Below are 18,808 nucleotides of genomic sequence, written 5' to 3'. Positions count from 1 at the left end.
GTGCGCATCATAGCGCGGTGTTGATTGCCGTGGCCTGCGGTCAGTCGGTGAAATCGCTGCGCGGGGCGTCATCCTCTATTCCTTCGCAAGTCGAACTTGCTCATGAGGATTTCGCGACGTTTCTTGTCGATGAGTGCTCTTTTAGCGTCGAGTTTGTTTCTGTCCAGTTTCAGGTAAGCCCGTTGTTGAATGATTTTTGAAGCCTGCCCCTCCCAATCGAAGAACAGAAAAGCGCTTTTTTTTGCATAACTCACCAATTCCAGATTGAACACGGCAATTTCCAGGAAACCCTTGGCGTCGTAACGTGCAGGCATGACCTGAAATCGCTTTCCCATCAGGCTTTCCGTATCCAGGGAGTAGAGTGCCGGTTTATCCGGTTTCAATGCGTCGAGCGTGTCGATCATGGCGTTGCCCTGGCGCCTGTCCGGCATGGCCTGGGCGCTTTGTACCAGGAAGTCCGCGACACTATTGGAGACGTCGTGACGAATGCGGGTGGAAATGCTGTCCTCGAAGACCCACCAGCCGAGGAAATTCAGCGTGTTGACATATTCATCGAGCCATTGTGTCGAGTCGGTAAAACGACTGCAGAGCATATCGGCGGATCGAGTGGCGATCTGTGTGCAATGGGTCATGTCGTCAAAGTCTTGCAGCGAGAGTTCTCCAATGCACGAAATCAAATTGGGGCCGGTTAACAGGCCCGCTGGGGTTTTATTATCCATATGCAACTCCTGACAAACATCCTTGTTGGTCACTGCAAAGTACAAGAGCCCCCGGGCAGTTGAAAATTTCTCGGCGTGTTAATTTGATTCTTTCTGTAAGTACTTGCGTTTCGTCGTCAATCCACTCGGTCTTTTCATCCGGCTGGATAAAGCAGGCATAATGCCGCTCTTCGTCCCGTTACCGGTCATCCCGTGAATTCACCTCAAGCCTCCAGTCCTTTGCGCCCTTCGGCCTGTCCCGGGTTGTTGCGTGTCGTTCAGGCGCTGGATGGCGGAATTTGCCGGATCAAACTCGACGGTGGCTCCCTGCGCGCGGACCAGGCCGTGGCTGTCGCTGACGCTGCCCGGCTGTATGCCGGTGGCGTCATCGAAGCGACCAACCGGGCGAACCTGCAAATTCGCGGGATTGGTCAGCAGACGCCGGCGTTGATCGATAGCCTGTTGGCCGCGGGACTTGGCCCCACCACCGCCCTTGGCGACGACGTGCGCAATCTGATGCTGAGCCCCAGTGCCGGCATCGATCAGGACATGCTGATCGACACTCGGCCGCTGGCCCGGCAAATTCTAAACAGCTTGCAAACCCATCCGCGCTTCCATGAGTTATCGGCCAAGTTCGCTGTGCTGCTCGATGGCGGTGAAAACCTGGCGATGCTCGAGCATCCACATGACCTGTGGTTGAGCGCGATTGAGCGCAACGGCGAGGCACTGCTGGTCTTCGGTCTTGCCGGGTGTCCTGTAGACACACCCGTCGGCGCGGTATTGCTGGGCGATGGACATCGCCTGGTGGTGGCCGTGCTGGAGTTGTTTCTGGAACTCGCGCGGCCGGACCAGACCCGAATGCGCCATCTGCTGGCCGAACATTCGCGCCCTTCGTTGCTGCAAACGCTGGCCGGGCGCGTACCCTTGCTCGACATCGGACAATGGCAAGCCCCGGCTCGCCGTTCCGGTCAACCCATCGGTAGTTTTCCACAACGTCAGGAAGGCCTGATGTACGTCGGAGCCATGCCACCGCTGGGGCGGCTCGACCCGACGATGCTCAAGGGGGCGGCCGAGCTCTGCGCAACTCTGGGTGACGCCAGCCTGCGCCTGACGCCGTGGCAAAGCCTGTTGCTGCCCAATATCCGTCACCAGGATGCCGCGCTCGTCATCCAACAGTTGCAGGCGCTGGGTTTCCTGGTCGACCCCCGTCAGCCCCTGTGCTCTGTGGTGGCCTGCACCGGCTCGGCCGGTTGTGGCAAAGGGTTGGCGGATACCAAGGGCGATGCGCGGCAACTGGCGGCACGGCTGCACGATCAGCCGGAGCGGCAGCAGGTGCACTTGTCGGGTTGCCCGCGCTCCTGTGCATGCGCCCATACGGCGCCCGTCACACTGCTGGCGACCGGTAACGGTCACTACGATCTTTATTTTCGCGATGCAGCGTTGCCGGGTTTCGGCGCGCTGCAAGCACGCAATCTCACAATTGAAGCGGCTGGCGCATGGCTTGATGCCCGCCCACGGAGTCCCCTTGATGCTTGATTACATCCGCGACGGTCAGGAGATCTATCGCAATTCTTTCGCGATCATTCGCGCCGAGGCCAACCTGGAGCGAATCCCGGCTGATCTGGAAAAACTCGCGGTCCGGGTGATCCACGCCTGCGGTATGGTCGAGGCGATCGATGGCCTGCAGTTTTCCGCAGGCGCGGGCAAGGCCGGGCGCGATGCGTTGGCCGCGGGGGCGCCGATTCTGTGCGATGCGCGGATGGTCTCCGAGGGCGTGACCCGCGCGCGCTTGCCGGCGAACAACGAAGTGATCTGCACCCTGCGCGATGACAGCGTGCCGGACCTGGCCCGTGAGCTGGGCAATACGCGCTCGGCCGTGGCGCTGGAGCTGTGGCGTCCCTACCTGGAAGGCAGCGTGGTAGTGATTGGCAATGCGCCGACCGCCTTGTTCTACCTGCTGGAAATGCTCGACGCCGGTGCCCCCAAGCCTGCCCTGATCCTCGGATTCCCGGTGGGATTTGTTGGCGCCGCCGAGTCCAAGGCGATGCTCGCGGCGAACAGTCGTGGCGTGCCCTTTGTGATCATGCAAGGCCGCCTGGGTGGTAGCGCCATGGCTGCCGCCGCCGTCAATGCCCTCGCCACGGAGATTGAATGATGCAGCAACCAGGACGTTTGATCGGCCTTGGCGTCGGCCCCGGTGATCCGGAACTGATTACCGTCAAGGCCCTGCGCCTGCTGCGCGAATCGCCGGTGGTGGCGTATTTCGTTGCCAAAGGCAAAAAAGGCAATGCCTTCGGCATCATCGAAGCGCATCTGCAGGATGCGCAGACACTGCTGCCACTGGTCTACCCGGTCACCACCGAGGCCTTGCCAGCGCCGCTGTCCTACGAGCAGGTGATCAGCGATTTCTACGATACCGCTGGCGAACAACTGGCCGCGCATCTCGATGCCGGTCGTGACGTGGCCGTGATCTGCGAAGGCGATCCGTTCTTCTACGGCTCCTACATGTACCTGCACGACCGTCTGGCCGAGCGCTATGAGGCCGAAGTCGTGCCGGGTGTCTGCTCGATGCTGGGCGGCGCCTCGGTGCTCGGTGCGCCACTGGTGTACCGCAACCAGAGTCTGTCGGTGTTGTCCGGCGTGCTGCCGCACGAAGAGCTCAAGCGCCGCCTGGCCGATGCCGATGCCGCGGTGGTCATGAAGCTGGGGCGCAATTTCCCCAAGGTCCGCCAGGTGCTGGAAGAACTGGGCCTGGCCGGGCGAGCGCTGTACGTCGAGCGCGCGACCATGGCCAACCAGAAGATCGTGCCGCTGGATCAGGTCGATCCGCTGTCTTCGCCGTATTTTTCGCTGATCATCGTTCCCGGTGAAAGGTGGCAAGGCTGATGACTCGTCACGTCCCGGCGATTGTCATTCTCGGCAATGGCAGCCTCGCTACCGCACGCAAGATCCAGCAGTTGTACCCGGGCGCCTTGATCCACGGCCTGGCCGAACGGGTCGACGGTGCTGACCGCCTCTACCAGGAGTTCGGCGCAACCCTGCGTGAGCTCTATCAACAGGACACGCCGATCATCGCACTGTGCGCGGCCGGCATCGTGATTCGCACCCTGGCGCCGCTGCTACTGGAAAAGGGCGCGGAGCCGCCGGTCCTGGCGGTTGCCGAAGATGGCAGCGCGGTGGTGCCGCTGTTGGGCGGCCTGGGCGGCGTCAATCTGCTGGCCCGGGAAATTGCCCAAGGGCTGGGCGTGGCGGCGGCGATCACCACCAGTGGCGAGCTGCGCTTCGGCACCTGTTTGCTCAACCCGCCAAGCGGCTATGCATTGGCTGACCTGGAGCTCGGCAAACGTTTTGTGTCCGACCTGCTCGGCGGCGAACCTGTACGGATCGAAGGTGAGGCACCTTGGCTCGCGCAAGCACAGTTGCCCCAGGATCAGCAGGCGAATCTGTCGATTCATGTCAGCACCGCCGAGCGCGAACCTGCGGCCAATGAGTTGCTCATCTATCCAAAAAGCGTCGTAGCGCTGGTGAGCGACGACGTTGCAGACCTGCCCGAGGCCATTCGCCAGGCTTTGCGCCGGGCGAAAATTGCGCAGCAATCCCTGGCGTGCCTGTTGGCCAGCGATCAGATGATGGGTAATCCGACGCTGCATGATGTCGCGCTGGAATTGGGTGTCGCGCTGCGGTTTACGGCAGCGGGCAGCGTCGAGGAGGTGATCGGGCTCCCCGTGGTTCTGCACACCGATAACGGAATTACCCTGGCGGTCGCCGAACAGCCGCTGGACGTCACGCTGATCGGTCGTCCCCGCGGGCGCCTTGCCGTCATCGGCATCGGTCCGGGTGCTGTCGAGTTGATGGTGCCGGCGGTCAAGGCTGAACTGGCGCGTGCCAACGACGTGCTCGGTTATGAAACCTATGTGCGCATGGCGGGCCCTTATCGGCCAGACCAGGTGTTGCACTGCACCGACAACCGTGAAGAAATGCAGCGCGCCCGGCATGCCTTTGAGCTCGCTGTGCAAGGCCGCAGCGTGGTGGTTGTGTCTTCCGGGGATCCCGGCGTATTTGCCATGGCGGCGGCGGTGCTCGAAGCACTGCATGAATCCGGCGACCCGGCCTGGCATCAGGTCGACCTGGAGATCCTGCCGGGTGTCTCGGCTTCACTGGCGACAGCCGCCCAGGCGGGAGCACCGCTGGGGCATGACTTCTGTGTGCTGTCGCTGTCGGACAACCTCAAGCCATGGGAGATCATCGAGAAACGCCTGGACCTGGCGGCGCAGGCTGATCTGGCGATGGCGTTCTATAACCCGATCTCACGGTCACGGCCGTGGCAGTTGGGGCGCGCACTGGAGGTCGTCGCCCGGCACCGTGCAGCCGATACACCGGTGGTGCTGGGGCGCGATATCGCCCGTCCGGGACAGACTTTGCGGGTAACGACCCTCGGTCAATTGACGCCGGATCAGGTCGACATGCGAACCATGGTGTTGATCGGTTCATCCACGACCCGGGTGTTTCCACGCTTGCATGGGTTGTCATGGGTGTACACGCCACGAAGTTATGGTGACAAGTTGATCGACATCAAATAGGCATTTCTGTTTTCAAATTGAATTACATTGGATCGCCCGAGTCGTTGGCTCGGGCGATTTTTTGTCTGGCTTCAAGTTATACACATATGGTCATTAGTGCAGTTTGTAGGCGGCGGTGCGGTGGGTTAGATTCGTTTTGCCCAGGAGGGCGCTAAACGAAACTAATAAGGATTGTTTGATATGTTAAATAATGAAGGTTCTCTGAGTGTAGAAGAAAGTAATGACTTGGTCGGCTGGCGTATTGCGCGGCGCCAGTCCCTGATGCCGAATGTTGCCCGAATGCAAAAGCTGGCCACCGTGGAAGTTTCGAGTCCTACCAAGGAGCTCGATGCTGTTGTCCTTGGGAATACACTTGTCGGTTACGGCGACAATGTGTCACTCGAGAACATGGAGATTATCGAAAACATCATCAAATTTTCGAAGATGGAGGCGACCCTGGAAGTCCCGGGTGATAAAAAGCCTAAGGAGTGGCATCGTGCATTTCTAAATTGCATGGAAGATCTGGGCTGCTACGTTCCCGACAGCGGTTATGTCGAGCACAGTCGCAGTGCTGTGCAGCTGACGATGGCCAACATCGTCACAGACATTATCAAGTCGGGTATCGATGCGGCAAAAGCGGCCATTCCTGGTGCGACGGTATTGGGCGCGGTCGCGGATTCCACCCTGGATGCGCTGAAGAAGGAGCCCGAAACCATCAAGGTTTTCAACTATGAAGTCACGAAGACCAAAGGTGTCAAACTGGCGATATTGCCCTGCGAGCAACTGAAGAATGGTCTGGTCCTGATCATGTTGTCGTCCATCGACAGCAATGCCGACAAAGACGATGGCAAGGTGGTTTTTTTAGACTGGAAGACATCGGACCTGAATACTTTTCGCGCCGCCTCTTTTGTCACTTTCAACCCGCTTCGTTATTCTCACGTCAAACAAGAAATTGAAGCAGTGCTCGGTCTGCACCAGAGCACGCAGTTGGTAAAAAGGTTTCAACGCCGTAAACGCACACAATAATCAGCAGGCCCAGAGGTTACTGACTTCTGGGGGGGCTGGAGCATTCAGGGCACCAGGTAACCCTTCACGCCCGTGAATATAATCTGCGCCGCCAACGCACACACAAACAGCCCCATCAATCGGCTGACTATCTGCAAGCCCTGGTCGCCGAGAATGCGTTCGATACGGTTGGACAGATACAGCACCACCCCCACGGTAAAGCTGGCCAGGGCAATACTGACGATGGCCGTGAGTTTGTCGTCCCAGTGCGGCTGACTCACGCCCATCACCAGCAAGGCGCCAATGGTGCCGGGGCCGACGGTCAGCTGGATGGTCAGGGGGACGATGGTCACGTCCTGTTGCACGTTGTCGGTCTGCACCGCCGATTTGCCCTGGGCCATGCCCAACGCCGAGATGAACAGCACACTGCCGGCACCGATGCGGAAGGCGTCCACGGTGATGCCGAACACGCTGAAAATTACCCGCCCGAACAGGTACAGCAAGACGCTGGAGACCAAGGTGGCAATGGCCACTTTCCAGGCCAGTCGACGTTGTTCCTTGCGCGAATAACCGCGGGTCAGGCTGATGAAGCAGGACAACACGAAGAACGGGCTGTAGAGCACCAGCATCTTCAGGTAAACGCTGAACAACACGTGGAGCATGGGGCAGGCTCACTGGCGAGGGAAGTCGAGGGAGAGTCTAACAGGCGCCGTGGAGTCTGTCGGCTCAGGACGTTGGCGTCGTCGTGCGGTTCTGATCGCGCTGGGCAACCCAGTGTTCGATCAATTCGCGCAACTGCGAGAGCTCGACCGGCTTGGCCATGTGTCCGTCCATTCCGGCCTGGCGTGCCCGCTCCTTATGCTCGGCGAGGATGTGTGCGGTCAACGCGACCACCGGGGTGCGGGTCCGCTGATTGCCGACTTCCCAGGCACGCAGCTGCTGGGTCGCTGAAAAGCCGTCGAGGATCGGCATTTCGCAGTCCATCAGCACCAGGTCGTAACGCTGCGCCTTCATCGCCACCAAGGCTTCTTCGCCATTGCTGGCGGTGTCCGGTTGCAGGTTGAGCTTGCCCAGCATGCCGCGGATGACCTTGGTCGAAATGCTGTTGTCTTCGGCCACCAGAATGCGGAAATCGCTGGGCACCTTGATCGGCAACGGCGGGCCGGATGGCGAGTGTTGCGGGACCGCGAGCCCTTTGTTGCGCTGGTTCAGTTCGTCGGCCAGGGTGGTCTTGAGGGTATAGCCGGCCACGGGTTTGGCCAGGATGCGTTTGATCCCCGAGTTGCGCGCGATGATCTTGCTCGGCGCATTGCTGATGCCGGTCAGCATGATGAGCAGGATGTCGTGGTTCAGGCTCGGATCTTCCTTGATCTTGGCAGCCAGTTGCATGCCGGTCATGCCGGGCATGTTCTGGTCCAGCAGGACCACATCGAAGTAGTCACGCAGGTGCGCCTTGGTGCGCAACAACGCCAACGCTTCCTTGCCCGAGGGTACGGCGCTCACGTTCAAGCCCCAGGCGGTGCACTGCTGCACCAGCACCTTGCGGCAGGTGTCGTTGTCATCCACCACCAGTACCCGTGCACCCTGCAGCGGGCCATCGAGGTCCGAGGTCGGATGCTCCAGGCGGTCAGGGTCCAGCGGCAAGGTCAGCCACAAGGTACTGCCCTGGTTGTTACCACTCTTGATGCCGAATTCGCCTTGCATCAGGCGAATCAGTTGACGGGCGATCACCAGCCCCAGATTACCGCCCAGGTGGTTGGTCGAGAGGAAATGCTTGCTGTGCAGTTCGGCGTGCATCAGCGCGTCGCGCTCTTCGGCGTCCATCGGTTCGCCGCTGTCTTGTACGGCGATGCGCAGGCGTGGATGGCTGCTGCGTTCGTCGAGGGCGACGACGATCAGGATCTCGCCTTCGTCGGTTTTCTTCAGGGCGTTTTCCAAAAGGCTCAGCAACGTCTGGCGCAAGCGCGTCGGGTCGCCACTGATCACGCGCGGTACTTGTGGCTGAATGAAGCTGATCAGCTCGACGTTCTGCTGCTCGGCCTTGGCGCGGAAGATGCTCAGGCAGTCTTCGATCAGGGCGTTGAGATCGAACTGCACATCATCCAGTTCGATCTGTCCGGACTCGAGTTTGGAAATGTCGAGAATTTCGTTGATCAATGTCAGCAGTTCGTTGCCGGCACTGTGGATGGTCTGCACATAATCGCGCTGCTTGACCGACAGCGGCGTGCCCAGCAGTAACTCGGTCATGCCCAGCACGCCATTCATCGGCGTGCGGATCTCATGGCTGATCTTTGCCAGGAACTCGGCCTTGGCATTGACCTCGGCGTTGCTGGCCGCCAGGTCGCGACTGATACTGAAACGAGCTTCGGTAATACTGCGCTGGCGTTCGCTCAGGGCAATGCTCATCAACAGGCCACTGATGCAGATGAACACCAGCAGGGTGGTGATCAGGTCATGGGGTTCGATCAGGGTCAGCCCCAGCAAGGCGGGCAGGATGATCAGGGTGCCAAGGTTGAATACCACCATGGCCGCCACGAACAGCCGCGCAGGGCGATAGCCTTTTTGCCAGTGATAGGCGCTGACGAACAACATGCTCAGGCCGGCCAGTGCGACCAGTGCGTAGGTGATGATGTTCAGCGGCAGCGTGTTGACGAACAACAGCAGCAGGCTGCAGATCATGATGAACAGGATGTCGCCCACCAGCAGCTTGTTCAGCGGATGCGGGCCGAGGGGCTTGAAGAAACGATAGGCAAATATCAGGCCGCTGGGGGCCGTCAGCAGCAAGGCGAGGTAGGCACCGGGGGTTTGCACGGCCTGCCAGTCCGGGATCCAGGGGCCCGCCAGGTTCAACAACAGCACCAGGCTGAGCATCAACAAGGCTTCGCACACCGCCAGCCAGACACTGCTGGTCGAGCGGGTATAGGCATAGCGGATGAGGTTGTGCAGGATCAGCATGGCAATGCAACCCAACAGCAGCCCGTAGACCAGCGTCTGGTTCTGATTGGCCGCGGTGATGACCGCCGATTGCAAGGTGATGTAGGGCCTCAACTGGTGTTCGGAAACCAGTCGCAGGTAAACGTCCAGGGTCTTTTCGCTTTGCGGCAACGGCAGCATGAAGTCGCTGCTGGGCAATGGGCGGTCTGCCAGCGGTTGCTCGTTGCCTGTATGGGATTGCTCGATCAGCTTGTCGCCGTCAAACACATACAGGTTGAAGTGCAGCAGATCGGGTGCGAACACCCGCAGCAATTGTTCATGCTTGCCCGGCGCAAGCTTGAAACGCAGCCATAGCGCACCCTCGGGCTCGGCCGCCGTGAGGTGGTCGAGTTCGATGGGGCTGAATTGATTGGTGTAGCGGGCGGAGCGTATGTCGCTCAGCTGCAGGTCACCCTGTTCGTCGAGCAATACCGCCCAGCCACTGCCTTGCGCGGCCTGGGCCGGGAGCATGCAGAGCAAGGTCAGCATTGTGACGGTTAGAGTTATGGCAATCCTGAGCCAGCGCACGGCGAAATCCTTTCGTAGGTTAATGCCAGAATATAACTATGCGCGGCGCCGCAATAGCCAGGCAAGGGCTGCAAGCCCCTGCCTGTCGTTATGTTGCTTATTCCTGTTCGCCACGCTCGCGGGCAATGGCGCGGTAGCCAATGTCCTTGCGATAGAAACAGCCTTCCCAATCGATCTTGGCCGCCAGTTTGTAAGCCTGCTGCTGGGCGGCATCGACGCTGGCGCCCATGGCCGTGGCGCAAAGCACGCGGCCACCGGCGGTCACGACTTGACCGTCCTTGAGCGCGGTACCGGCGTGGAAGACTTTGCCTTCCAGTGCCGCGGCTGCATCCAGGCCATTGATGGCCACACCCTTGGCGTAGTCACCAGGATAGCCGCCTGCCGCCAGGACGATGCCGACGCTCGGACGTGGATCCCATTGCGCTTCGACCTTGTCCAGTGCCTGCGCCAGGGCGGCCTCGACCAGCAAAACCAGGCTCGACTGCAAACGCAGCATGACCGGTTGGGTCTCCGGGTCACCGAAACGGCAGTTGAACTCGATGACTTTCGGGTTGCCCGCCTTGTCGATCATCAGGCCGGCATACAGGAAACCGGTGTAGACATTGCCTTCCTCGGCCATGCCGCGCACGGTCGGCCAGATCACCAGGTCCATGACGCGCTGGTGCACTTCGCTGGTCACCACCGGGGCAGGGGAGTAGGCGCCCATGCCGCCAGTGTTCGGGCCGGTGTCGCCGTCGCCGACGCGCTTGTGGTCCTGACTGGTGGCCATCGGCAAGACGTTCTTGCCGTCGACCATGACGATGAAGCTGGCTTCTTCGCCGTCGAGGAACTCTTCGATCACTACGCGCGAACCGGCATCGCCGAACGCATTGCCCGCGAGCATGTCACGCACCGCGTCTTCGGCTTCGGCCAGGGTCATGGCAACGATCACGCCTTTACCGGCGGCCAGGCCGTCGGCCTTGATCACGATCGGCGCGCCTTTTTCACGCAGGTAAGCCAGGGCCGGCTCGATCTCGGTGAAGTTCTGGTAGTCGGCGGTCGGGATCTTGTGGCGAGCCAGGAAGTCCTTGGTGAAGGCTTTCGAGCCTTCAAGCTGGGCAGCACCGGCGGTCGGACCGAAGCAGTCCAGGCCACGGGAGCGGAACAGATCGACTACACCGGCGACCAGCGGCACTTCCGGGCCGACGATGGTCAGGGAAACGTTTTTCTCGGCAAAATCCGCCAGTTGCTCAAGGGCCAGTACGTCGATGGCGACGTTCTCGCACTTGGCTTCGATGGCGGTGCCGGCGTTGCCCGGTGCCACGAACACTTTCTGCACCCGTGGATCCTGGGCTACTTTCCAGGCCAGGGCGTGTTCACGGCCACCGCTGCCAATGATCAAGACATTCATTTCAAAAACCTCGGATGACGCTAATTCTTGATAGCACCGCTGGGATGCTCTTTTGTGGGAGCGGGCTTGCTCGCGAAAGCGGTGTGTCAGCCAACATCAATGTCGCTGACAGATTGCATTCGCGAGCAAGCCCGCTCCCACATTTGATCGTCGTGTTTAGTGACGGAAGTGGCGCATGCCAGTAAAGACCATGGCGATGCCGGCTTCGTCTGCTGCCGCAATCACTTCAGCATCACGCATCGAGCCACCTGGCTGGATCACCGCGGTGATGCCAACCTTGGCCGCATTGTCCAGGCCGTCGCGGAACGGGAAGAATGCATCGGAAGCCATCACCGAACCGGCTACCTGCAAACCAGCATGTTCAGCCTTGATCGCAGCAATACGCGCGGAGTTCACGCGGCTCATCTGGCCTGCGCCGACACCGATGGTCTGACGGTTCTTGGCGTAGACGATGGCGTTGGACTTCACGTACTTGGCGACTTTCCAGGCGAAGATCAGGTCGTTGATTTCCTGCTCGGTCGGTGCGCGCTTGGTGACGACCTTGAGGTCATCGGCGCCAATCATGCCGATATCGCGGCTCTGTACCAGCAGGCCACCATTGACGCGCTTGTAGTCCCAGGCAGCGGCGCGATCGGCCGACCACTCGCCACAGGCCAACAGGCGTACGTTGGCCTTGGCAGCGACGATGGCGCGGGCTTCTTCGCTGACGCTCGGGGCGATGATCACTTCGACGAACTGACGCTCGACGATGGCCTTGGCGGTCTCGGCGTCCAGTTCGCGGTTGAAGGCAATGATGCCGCCGAACGCGGATTCGGTGTCAGTGGCATAGGCCAGGTCGTAGGCCTTGCGGATGCCGCCTTCGGCATCCGGGCTGACGGCAACGCCGCACGGGTTGGCGTGCTTGACGATCACGCAGGCCGGCTTGACGAAGCTCTTCACGCATTCCAGCGCGGCATCGGTGTCGGCCACGTTGTTGTACGACAGTTCCTTGCCTTGCAGCTGGGTCGCGGTGGCAATGCCAACTTCGGCAGGCTTGGCTTCCACGTAGAACGCCGCGCTCTGGTGCGGGTTCTCGCCGTAGCGCATTTCCTGGGCCTTGATGAACTGGCTGTTGAAGGTGCGCGGGAACTCGCTGCGACCTTCCGTGCTGAGGGTGTCAGCGGCCTGGTTCACGGTGCCCATGTAGTTGGCGATCATGCCGTCATAGGCGGCAGTGTGTTCGAAGGCCTTGAGCATCAGGTCGAAACGCTGGGCGTAGGTCAGGCCGCCGGCTTTGAGGTTTTCCAGGACGCTGGCGTAGTCGCTGGCGTTGACCACGATGGCCACGTCCTTGTGGTTCTTGGCTGCCGAACGAACCATGGTCGGGCCGCCGATGTCGATGTTCTCGATGGCGGTCGGCAGGTCGCAGCCAGGCTTGTTGATGGTGGCTTCAAACGGGTACAGGTTGACCGCTACCAGGTCGATCGGCTTGATGCCGTGTTCGTTCATGATGGCGTCGTCGATACCGCGACGACCGAGGATCCCGCCGTGGATTTTCGGGTGCAGGGTTTTCACCCGACCGTCCATCATTTCGGCGAAGCCGGTGTAATCCGCGACTTCCACTGCAGCAACGCCGTTGTCCTGCAGCAGCTTGAACGTCCCGCCGGTGGAGAGGATCTCGACACCCAGGGCTTCAAGCTCCTTGGCGAATTCGAGGATCCCGGTCTTGTCGGAAACGCTGATCAAGGCGCGGCGGATCGGCAGGCGGGTAGTCTGGTCGGTCATCTCAATTTCCATCAAAAGCAAAGGAAGTCAGCAAAAAAGGCGACCGGTCTTACGCGGGCGCCTTTCTGGTTTGATTGAATGCTTACAGCAAATCGTACTGCTTGAGTTTCTTGCGCAGCGTGCCCCGGTTCAGTCCGAGCATCTCGCTGGCCTTGGTCTGGTTGCCCTTGACGTAGTTCATCACGCACTCGAGCAGGGGAGCCTCGACTTCGGAGAGCACCAGGTTGTACACGTCCGTGACGGCAGCGCCCTCAAGGTGGGCGAAATAATTGTGCAGCGCCTTCTCGACACTCCCGCGAAGGGTCTGGCCTTCTTCGCTTGGCGTATTGAGGTGCTGTTTCAAATTCACGTTGTCGCTCACGGGTGCAGTTCCACTCACTAAAGTCTCGGTCATCATCGTCATGCGGCCACCCCTTTTGCGTCCCCTGTCAGGCTCTTGAACCGTCCGGCAAAGAAGCCCTGGACGTTGGCGCATTGTGCTTCCGTATCTTCCAAACGATTGAAGTGGGCGCGAAACTCCCTGGCGCCCGGCAAGGTTGCGAGATACCAGCCCACATGCTTTCGAGCAATGCGTACGCCCATCACGTCTCCATAGAAGGCGTGCAGCGCAGCCAGATGCTCTAGCAGAATGCGTTCCACCTCGATCAGGTCCAGCGCCGGGAGCTTCTCGCCGGTGCGCAGGAAATGGTCGATCTCGCGAAAAATCCATGGCCGCCCCTGGGCGGCCCGGCCCACCAGCAGGCCGTCGGCACCGGTCGCGTCGAGCACGTACCGGGCCTTCTCTGGCGAATCGATATCGCCGTTGGCGAAGACCGGCATCGACACCGCCTGCTTGATCGCGGCAATGGTGTCGTACTCGGCCTCGCCGGTGTACAGGTCGGCACGGGTGCGGCCATGCACCGCCAGCGCCGTAATACCGGCCTGCTCGGCGATCTTCGCCACCGTCAGGCCGTTCTTGTTGTCCCGGTCCCAGCCGGTACGGATCTTCAGGGTAACCGGCACATCGACTGCAGCCACGACGGCCTGCAGGATCTCGGTGACCAATGCTTCATCCTTCAACAGTGCGGACCCGGCGGCCTTGTTGCAGACCTTCTTGGCCGGGCAGCCCATGTTGATATCAATGATCTGCGCGCCCAGCTCGACGTTGGCCCGGGCCGCATCCGCCAGCATCTGTGCGTCACCACCGGCGATCTGTACCGAGCGTGGCTCGGGATCACCTTCGTGGATCATGCGCATGCGAGACTTGCGGGTGTTCCACAGACTCATGTCGCTGGTGACCATTTCCGAGACTACTAGCCCCGCGCCCAATCGCTTGCACAGCTGACGAAAGGGTTGGTCGGTGACGCCCGCCATCGGGGCGAGAATCAAGCCGTTGTGTAATGTGTATGGACCGATGCGTACCGCCGACATAGGACTTCCCTGTTGTGGGGCCGGATCATGAGAGTTCGAAAAAGGGTTGGCATGATACCCGCTCTCGATGACTGGATAAAGGCTGAATTGAACAAAATCTGAACAGTTATTCTGTTATCGCCAGCGGTTTGGTCCACGCGGGCAAAGTCAGAAAGCCGTCGTCAATCGCCGGCCAGTGAATCGATTCACTCGGGCGAATGGAAGCTCAGGCTGTAATTCACCGCCTTGGCGCCTGGGTCGAGGATGTCCAGAGCGATGTGAATGGGCGTTTGCGGAGGCATTTCCACCCGGCCTTCGAGGTCGCCATTGAGGTACTCGCCGGGTTTGAAGCGGCGGCTGGCGATCAGGTGGCCATTGAGGTCGGCAAAACGCAGCTCCAGCAACGGGAAGGGCTGCGAGAAGGTGGCACGGTTGTAGATGATCGCATCGACCACCAGGGCGCCACTGAACTCCGGGTGGCTTCGGACCACCAGGTTACTGCTCTTGATTTTCGCGATGTCGACCTTGGAGGGCACCGTGCAGCCGATTTGCGGGCACATTTGCTGGAACCAGGGGCGGTACTGGTCCTGGCGCGCCAGTTCGTCGAAATGATAGGCGACATACTGGCCGAAGAGTGCGCCGGCGCCCAGCAGTACCAACAACAGCCAGAGCAGCCGGCGACCCCAGGGTGAGCGACGTTTTTGCCAGTCCAGTTGCAATGGGTCGTCGGTCAGGTCCTGCAGCACTTCTGCACGAACCCCGGGTTCGCTGCGCTCGCGGCGCTTGCGTGGCGGCTCGATCGACGGCAGGTCGTCGTCGATCGCTTCGGTTGCTGTCAGGCGTGGGTGATGCGCTGGGGTGTCGAGCGGATCGTTCAGGCGCAGCTGCGGGGGCTGCGGTTCATCGTCCAGATCCACTGGTTCCAGTGACAGCGACGGCTCGGTGCGCTCGGTTTTGCTCGGCTCGCTCGGTGGCTCCGGGGTATCCAGTGCGTCGAGCGTCTCGAGGGTATCAAGTGTGTCGGCCGCTTGGGCGCGATCGGCAGCCGATTCGCTGAACAGGCTGTCGGGCCAGGGGGCTTCGTCGTGCTCGGCGCTGTCGCGGCGAGCGCTGAGCGTGTCTTCGCGGTGCCGGCCGAACTCGGTGGTCGGCTGGATTTCCCGCTGTTCAAGCCGGGCGAGTTCCTCGTCCAGGTCGAGGCTGTCCAGGTCCAGCTCGGCGGCGCTCCATTGTTTTTGACTGATGGCGCGCGGCTGTGGCGGTTCGACAGTCTCCCGGGGTGCCGGCGTCGGCACGGGGGCTTCCTTGCCGGCCTGCTCCAGCAGTTGCTTGGCGGCGTTGAACACCTGCAGGCATGAGCCACAGCGAACAACCCCGCGCGCCACGCTCAATTGGGCATGGTTGACGCGGAAGCTGGTTTGGCAATGCGGACACTGGGTGACGAAGCTGTCGGTCATGCGGCAATCCGGTAGATGCAGACGCCCATTCTAGCGCCGACGGCCAGTGATGCGCACCCAGCCATCGCGATTGGCGATCGGGTCCAGATCGAAGTCCTTGGCGTAGGCGGCGGCCACTTCGTCGCCTTGCTCGGCGAGGATGCCCGACAGCGCCAGTCGACCACCCGGCTTGACCAGTCCCGACAGCTGCGGCGCCAGGGAAACCAGCGGGCCGGCGAGAATGTTGGCCACCAGCACATCGGCCTGGACCTGCGGCAAATCTTGCGGCAGATACAGAGGGAACAATTCATCGGCGATGTTATTGCGCCCGGCGTTGTCGCGGGAGGCTTCCAGTGCCTGGACGTCGATGTCGGTACCCACGGCCTCTTTGGCACCCAGCAGCAGGGCGGCAATGGCCAGGATCCCCGAGCCGCAGCCGAAATCCAGCACGTTGCAGCCTTTGAGGTCCTGGCCGTCGAGCCATTCCAGGCACAGTGCGGTGGTCGGGTGGGTGCCGGTGCCGAAGGCCAGGCCCGGATCCAGCAGCAGGTTTACCGCGTCTGGCTCGGGGGCGGCGTGCCAGCTCGGCACGATCCACAGGCGCTGACCGAAACGCATCGGCTGGAAACCGTCCATCCAGCTGCGTTCCCAGTCCTGGTCTTCGATCACTTCACTGTGATGCTCGGGCAGCGGGCCGCCAGTTAGCAACTCAAGGTGGGCCAGTACCGGGCCAGGCTCGGTACCACCTTCGAACAGCGCCAGCAGGTGGGTGTGGGACCACAGCGGCGTGGTGTTGAGTTCAGGCTCGAAGATCGGCTGGTCTTCGGCGTCCATGAAGGTCACCGACACGGCGCCCACTTCAAGGAAAGCGTCTTCGTAGGTTTCGGCTTGTTCTGGGCTGATGGCGAGGCGTACTTGCAGCCAAGGCATGGCGGGCACCTTTGAAAAATATTGATTGCAGCCTAGCGGGCTGCGAGAAGCGCGCAAGTTTACGCGAGCGCGGGGCTTTTGTGGGAGTGGCTTGGTCCCAAGCATCAACACATACCCTGTGGGAGCGGGCTTGCTCGCGAAAGCGGTGGGTCAGTCGGCATCCATGTTGGATGTGCTACCGCATTCGCGAGCAAGCCCGCTCCCACAGGGGATGTGTGTTGCTTGATGAAACGTTCAGAAACAACAAAGCCGCCCGAAGGCGGCCTTGTTGATCGGGTCGAAGCTTAGTGCTTCTCGCCAGCCAGCTTGTGCTCGAGGTAGTGAATGTTCACGCCCCCTTTGCAGAAGCCTTCGTCGCGGGTCAGGTCGCGGTGCAGCGGGATGTTGGTCTTGATCCCGTCGACCACGATCTCGTCCAGCGCATTGCGCATGCGCGCCATGGCTTCGTCACGGGTTGCGCCGTAGGTGATCAGCTTGCCGATCAACGAGTCGTAGTTCGGCGGAACGGCATAACCACTGTACAGGTGCGAATCGACGCGAACGCCGTTGCCGCCTGGAGCGTGGAAGTGCTTGACCGTGCCTGGGCTCGGCATGAAGGTTTTCGGGTCTTCGGCGTTGATCCGGCATTCCAGCGCGTGACCGCGGATGACCACGTCATCCTGGGTGAACGACAGCTTGTTGCCGGCGGCGATGCTGAGCATCTCCTTGACGATGTCGATACCGGTGACCATTTCCGAAACCGGGTGCTCTACCTGGACACGAGTGTTCATCTCGATGAAGTAGAAGCGACCGTTCTCGTACAGGAACTCGAAAGTACCTGCGCCACGGTAACCGATGTCGATGCACGCCTTGACGCAGCGGGCGAAGACTTCCTGGCGAGCCTTCTCGTCGATGCCCGGTGCCGGCGCTTCTTCGAGAACTTTCTGGTGACGGCGTTGCAACGAGCAGTCGCGGTCGCCCAGGTGGATGGCGTGGCCCTGGCCATCGGACAGGACCTGGACTTCCACGTGGCGCGGGTTGGTCAGGAATTTTTCCAGATAGACCATCGGGTTGCCGAACGCTGCGCCCGCTTCGGAGCGGGTCAGTTTCGCCGAGGAAATCAGGTCTTCTTCCTTGTGCACGACGCGCATGCCGCGACCACCACCGCCGCCAGCGGCCTTGATGATCACCGGATAACCCACTTCGCGACCGATGCGCAGAGCGGTTTCCTCGTCTTCCGGCAGCGGGCCGTCGGAACCCGGAACGGTTGGAACGCCAGCGGCGATCATCGCGTGCTTGGCCGAAACCTTGTCGCCCATCAGGCGGATGGTTTCAGCTTTCGGGCCGATGAAGGCGAAGCCGGAGTTCTCGACCTGTTCGGCGAAGTCGGCGTTTTCCGCGAGGAAACCGTAGCCTGGGTGAATGGCGGTAGCGCCAGTCACTTCCGCCGCGGCGATGATGGCCGGGATGTGCAGGTAGGAGTGGGCGGCCGATGCCGGACCGATGCAGACGGACTCGTCTGCCAGGCCCAGGTGCATCAGTTCCTTGTCAGCCTTGGAATAAACGGCGACGGTCTTGATGCCCATCTCTTTGCAGGCGCGCAGAATCCGCAGTGCGATCTCACCGCGGTTGGCGATCAGAACTTTTTCCAACTTCGCAGTCATCAAAGGCTCTCCGCGGTTCAAACGATGGTGAACAGCGGTTGGTCGTACTCAACCGGCTGGCCGTCTTCGACGAGGATGGATTCGATCACACCGCTGGTTTCAGCTTCGATGTGGTTCATCATCTTCATGGCTTCAACGATGCACAGGGTGTCGCCTTTCTTCACGGTCTGGCCGACTTCCACGAAGGACGGCGAGGTTGGCGAAGACTTGCGATAGAACGTACCGACCATTGGCGAACGGGCAACGGTGCCGTTCAGCACTGGCGCGGCCGGGGCAGCAGGGGCGGCAGCGGCAGCCGGAGCGGCGGCAGCGACAGGCGCGGCAGCTGGAGCAGGCATTGGAGCCGGTGCGTAGTACTGCTGAGCCGGGGTCTTGCTATGACGGCTGATGCGTACGGACTCTTCGCCTTCCTTGATCTCGAGCTCGTCGATGCCGGACTCTTCCAGCAATTCGATCAGTTTCTTAACTTTACGGATATCCATGAATCATCAAC

The 18,808-nt window shown here is 60.9% G+C and carries 16 protein-coding genes; 5 read left to right on the top strand and 11 right to left on the bottom strand.

The window, feature by feature from the left end; translation table 11 throughout:
* Positions 1-68: 68 nt before the first annotated feature.
* Entirely contained in the window at positions 69-719 is a 651-nt protein-coding gene (locus SOP85_RS11620; protein WP_323627011.1) for a hypothetical protein, read from the bottom strand.
* A 192-nt stretch (positions 720-911) separates the two neighbouring features.
* Here SOP85_RS11620 and cobG point away from each other — a divergent pair, with 192 nt between their 5' ends.
* The 5 genes from cobG (at position 912) to SOP85_RS11595 (ending at position 6,283) form a co-directional block, all read left to right on the top strand.
* Entirely contained in the window at positions 912-2,234 is a 1,323-nt protein-coding gene (cobG, locus tag SOP85_RS11615) for a precorrin-3B synthase (protein ID WP_323627010.1), read from the top strand.
* A complete protein-coding gene (locus tag SOP85_RS11610; RefSeq protein WP_274077493.1) occupies positions 2,227-2,853 on the top strand; it encodes a precorrin-8X methylmutase in 627 nt (208 codons plus the stop codon). The genes cobG and SOP85_RS11610 overlap by 8 nt, the downstream gene beginning before the upstream one ends.
* Positions 2,853-3,584 (top strand): precorrin-2 C(20)-methyltransferase, encoded by a 732-nt coding sequence (locus SOP85_RS11605; RefSeq protein WP_274077514.1) that lies wholly within the window; start codon positions 2,853-2,855, stop codon positions 3,582-3,584. The genes SOP85_RS11610 and SOP85_RS11605 overlap by 1 nt, the downstream gene beginning before the upstream one ends.
* Positions 3,584-5,278 carry a precorrin-3B C(17)-methyltransferase gene (gene cobJ, locus SOP85_RS11600; RefSeq protein ID WP_323627009.1) on the top strand — a complete coding sequence of 565 codons (1,695 nt, stop codon included), beginning with the start codon at positions 3,584-3,586 and terminating at the stop codon, positions 5,276-5,278. Before SOP85_RS11605 ends, cobJ begins: the two co-directional genes overlap by 1 nt.
* Positions 5,279-5,458: 180 nt before the next feature.
* On the top strand, positions 5,459-6,283 hold the full coding sequence (locus SOP85_RS11595; protein ID WP_274077491.1) for a hypothetical protein: 825 nt from the start codon (positions 5,459-5,461) through the stop codon (positions 6,281-6,283).
* A 44-nt stretch (positions 6,284-6,327) separates the two neighbouring features.
* Here the strand turns inward: SOP85_RS11595 and SOP85_RS11590 are convergent, their stop codons facing one another.
* The 10 genes from SOP85_RS11590 to accB all read right to left on the bottom strand — a co-directional run bounded on the left by SOP85_RS11590 (position 6,328) and on the right by accB (position 18,797).
* Positions 6,328-6,924, bottom strand: a complete 597-nt coding sequence (locus tag SOP85_RS11590) for a MarC family protein (RefSeq protein WP_323627008.1) — start codon at positions 6,922-6,924, stop codon at positions 6,328-6,330.
* Positions 6,925-6,988: 64 nt separating this feature from the next.
* Positions 6,989-9,763 (bottom strand): hybrid sensor histidine kinase/response regulator, encoded by a 2,775-nt coding sequence (locus SOP85_RS11585; protein ID WP_274077490.1) that lies wholly within the window; start codon positions 9,761-9,763, stop codon positions 6,989-6,991.
* A gap of 97 nt (positions 9,764-9,860) precedes the next feature.
* Positions 9,861-11,153, bottom strand: coding sequence for a phosphoribosylamine--glycine ligase (purD, locus tag SOP85_RS11580; protein ID WP_274077489.1), 1,293 nt, complete (start codon positions 11,151-11,153; stop codon positions 9,861-9,863).
* Between the two features lie 156 nt (positions 11,154-11,309).
* Positions 11,310-12,917, bottom strand: a complete 1,608-nt coding sequence (purH, locus tag SOP85_RS11575; protein WP_034149712.1) for a bifunctional phosphoribosylaminoimidazolecarboxamide formyltransferase/IMP cyclohydrolase — start codon at positions 12,915-12,917, stop codon at positions 11,310-11,312.
* Positions 12,918-12,999: 82 nt separating this feature from the next.
* A complete protein-coding gene (fis, locus tag SOP85_RS11570; RefSeq protein WP_046819701.1) occupies positions 13,000-13,320 on the bottom strand; it encodes a DNA-binding transcriptional regulator Fis in 321 nt (106 codons plus the stop codon).
* Complete coding sequence (gene dusB / locus SOP85_RS11565; protein ID WP_046819700.1) at positions 13,317-14,327, bottom strand: tRNA dihydrouridine synthase DusB; 1,011 nt, start codon at positions 14,325-14,327, stop codon at positions 13,317-13,319. The genes fis and dusB overlap by 4 nt, the downstream gene beginning before the upstream one ends.
* Before the next feature lie 185 nt (positions 14,328-14,512).
* Positions 14,513-15,763 carry a DUF3426 domain-containing protein gene (locus SOP85_RS11560; RefSeq protein ID WP_323627007.1) on the bottom strand — a complete coding sequence of 417 codons (1,251 nt, stop codon included), beginning with the start codon at positions 15,761-15,763 and terminating at the stop codon, positions 14,513-14,515.
* Between the two features lie 30 nt (positions 15,764-15,793).
* A complete protein-coding gene (gene prmA / locus SOP85_RS11555) occupies positions 15,794-16,672 on the bottom strand; it encodes a 50S ribosomal protein L11 methyltransferase (RefSeq protein ID WP_274077486.1) in 879 nt (292 codons plus the stop codon).
* 284 nt (positions 16,673-16,956) lie between these two features.
* A complete protein-coding gene (gene accC, locus SOP85_RS11550) occupies positions 16,957-18,315 on the bottom strand; it encodes an acetyl-CoA carboxylase biotin carboxylase subunit (protein WP_034149716.1) in 1,359 nt (452 codons plus the stop codon).
* A 17-nt stretch (positions 18,316-18,332) separates the two neighbouring features.
* Positions 18,333-18,797, bottom strand: a complete 465-nt coding sequence (gene accB, locus SOP85_RS11545; RefSeq protein ID WP_034149717.1) for an acetyl-CoA carboxylase biotin carboxyl carrier protein — start codon at positions 18,795-18,797, stop codon at positions 18,333-18,335.
* Positions 18,798-18,808 lie beyond the last annotated feature (11 nt).

It is taken from the genome of Pseudomonas sp. YuFO20, assembly GCF_035064975.1.
GTDB classification, from domain to species: domain Bacteria; phylum Pseudomonadota; class Gammaproteobacteria; order Pseudomonadales; family Pseudomonadaceae; genus Aquipseudomonas; species Aquipseudomonas putida_AE.
Note: the sequence above shows the minus strand (reverse complement) of the source record. Positions and strands in the feature narration are given on the sequence as shown.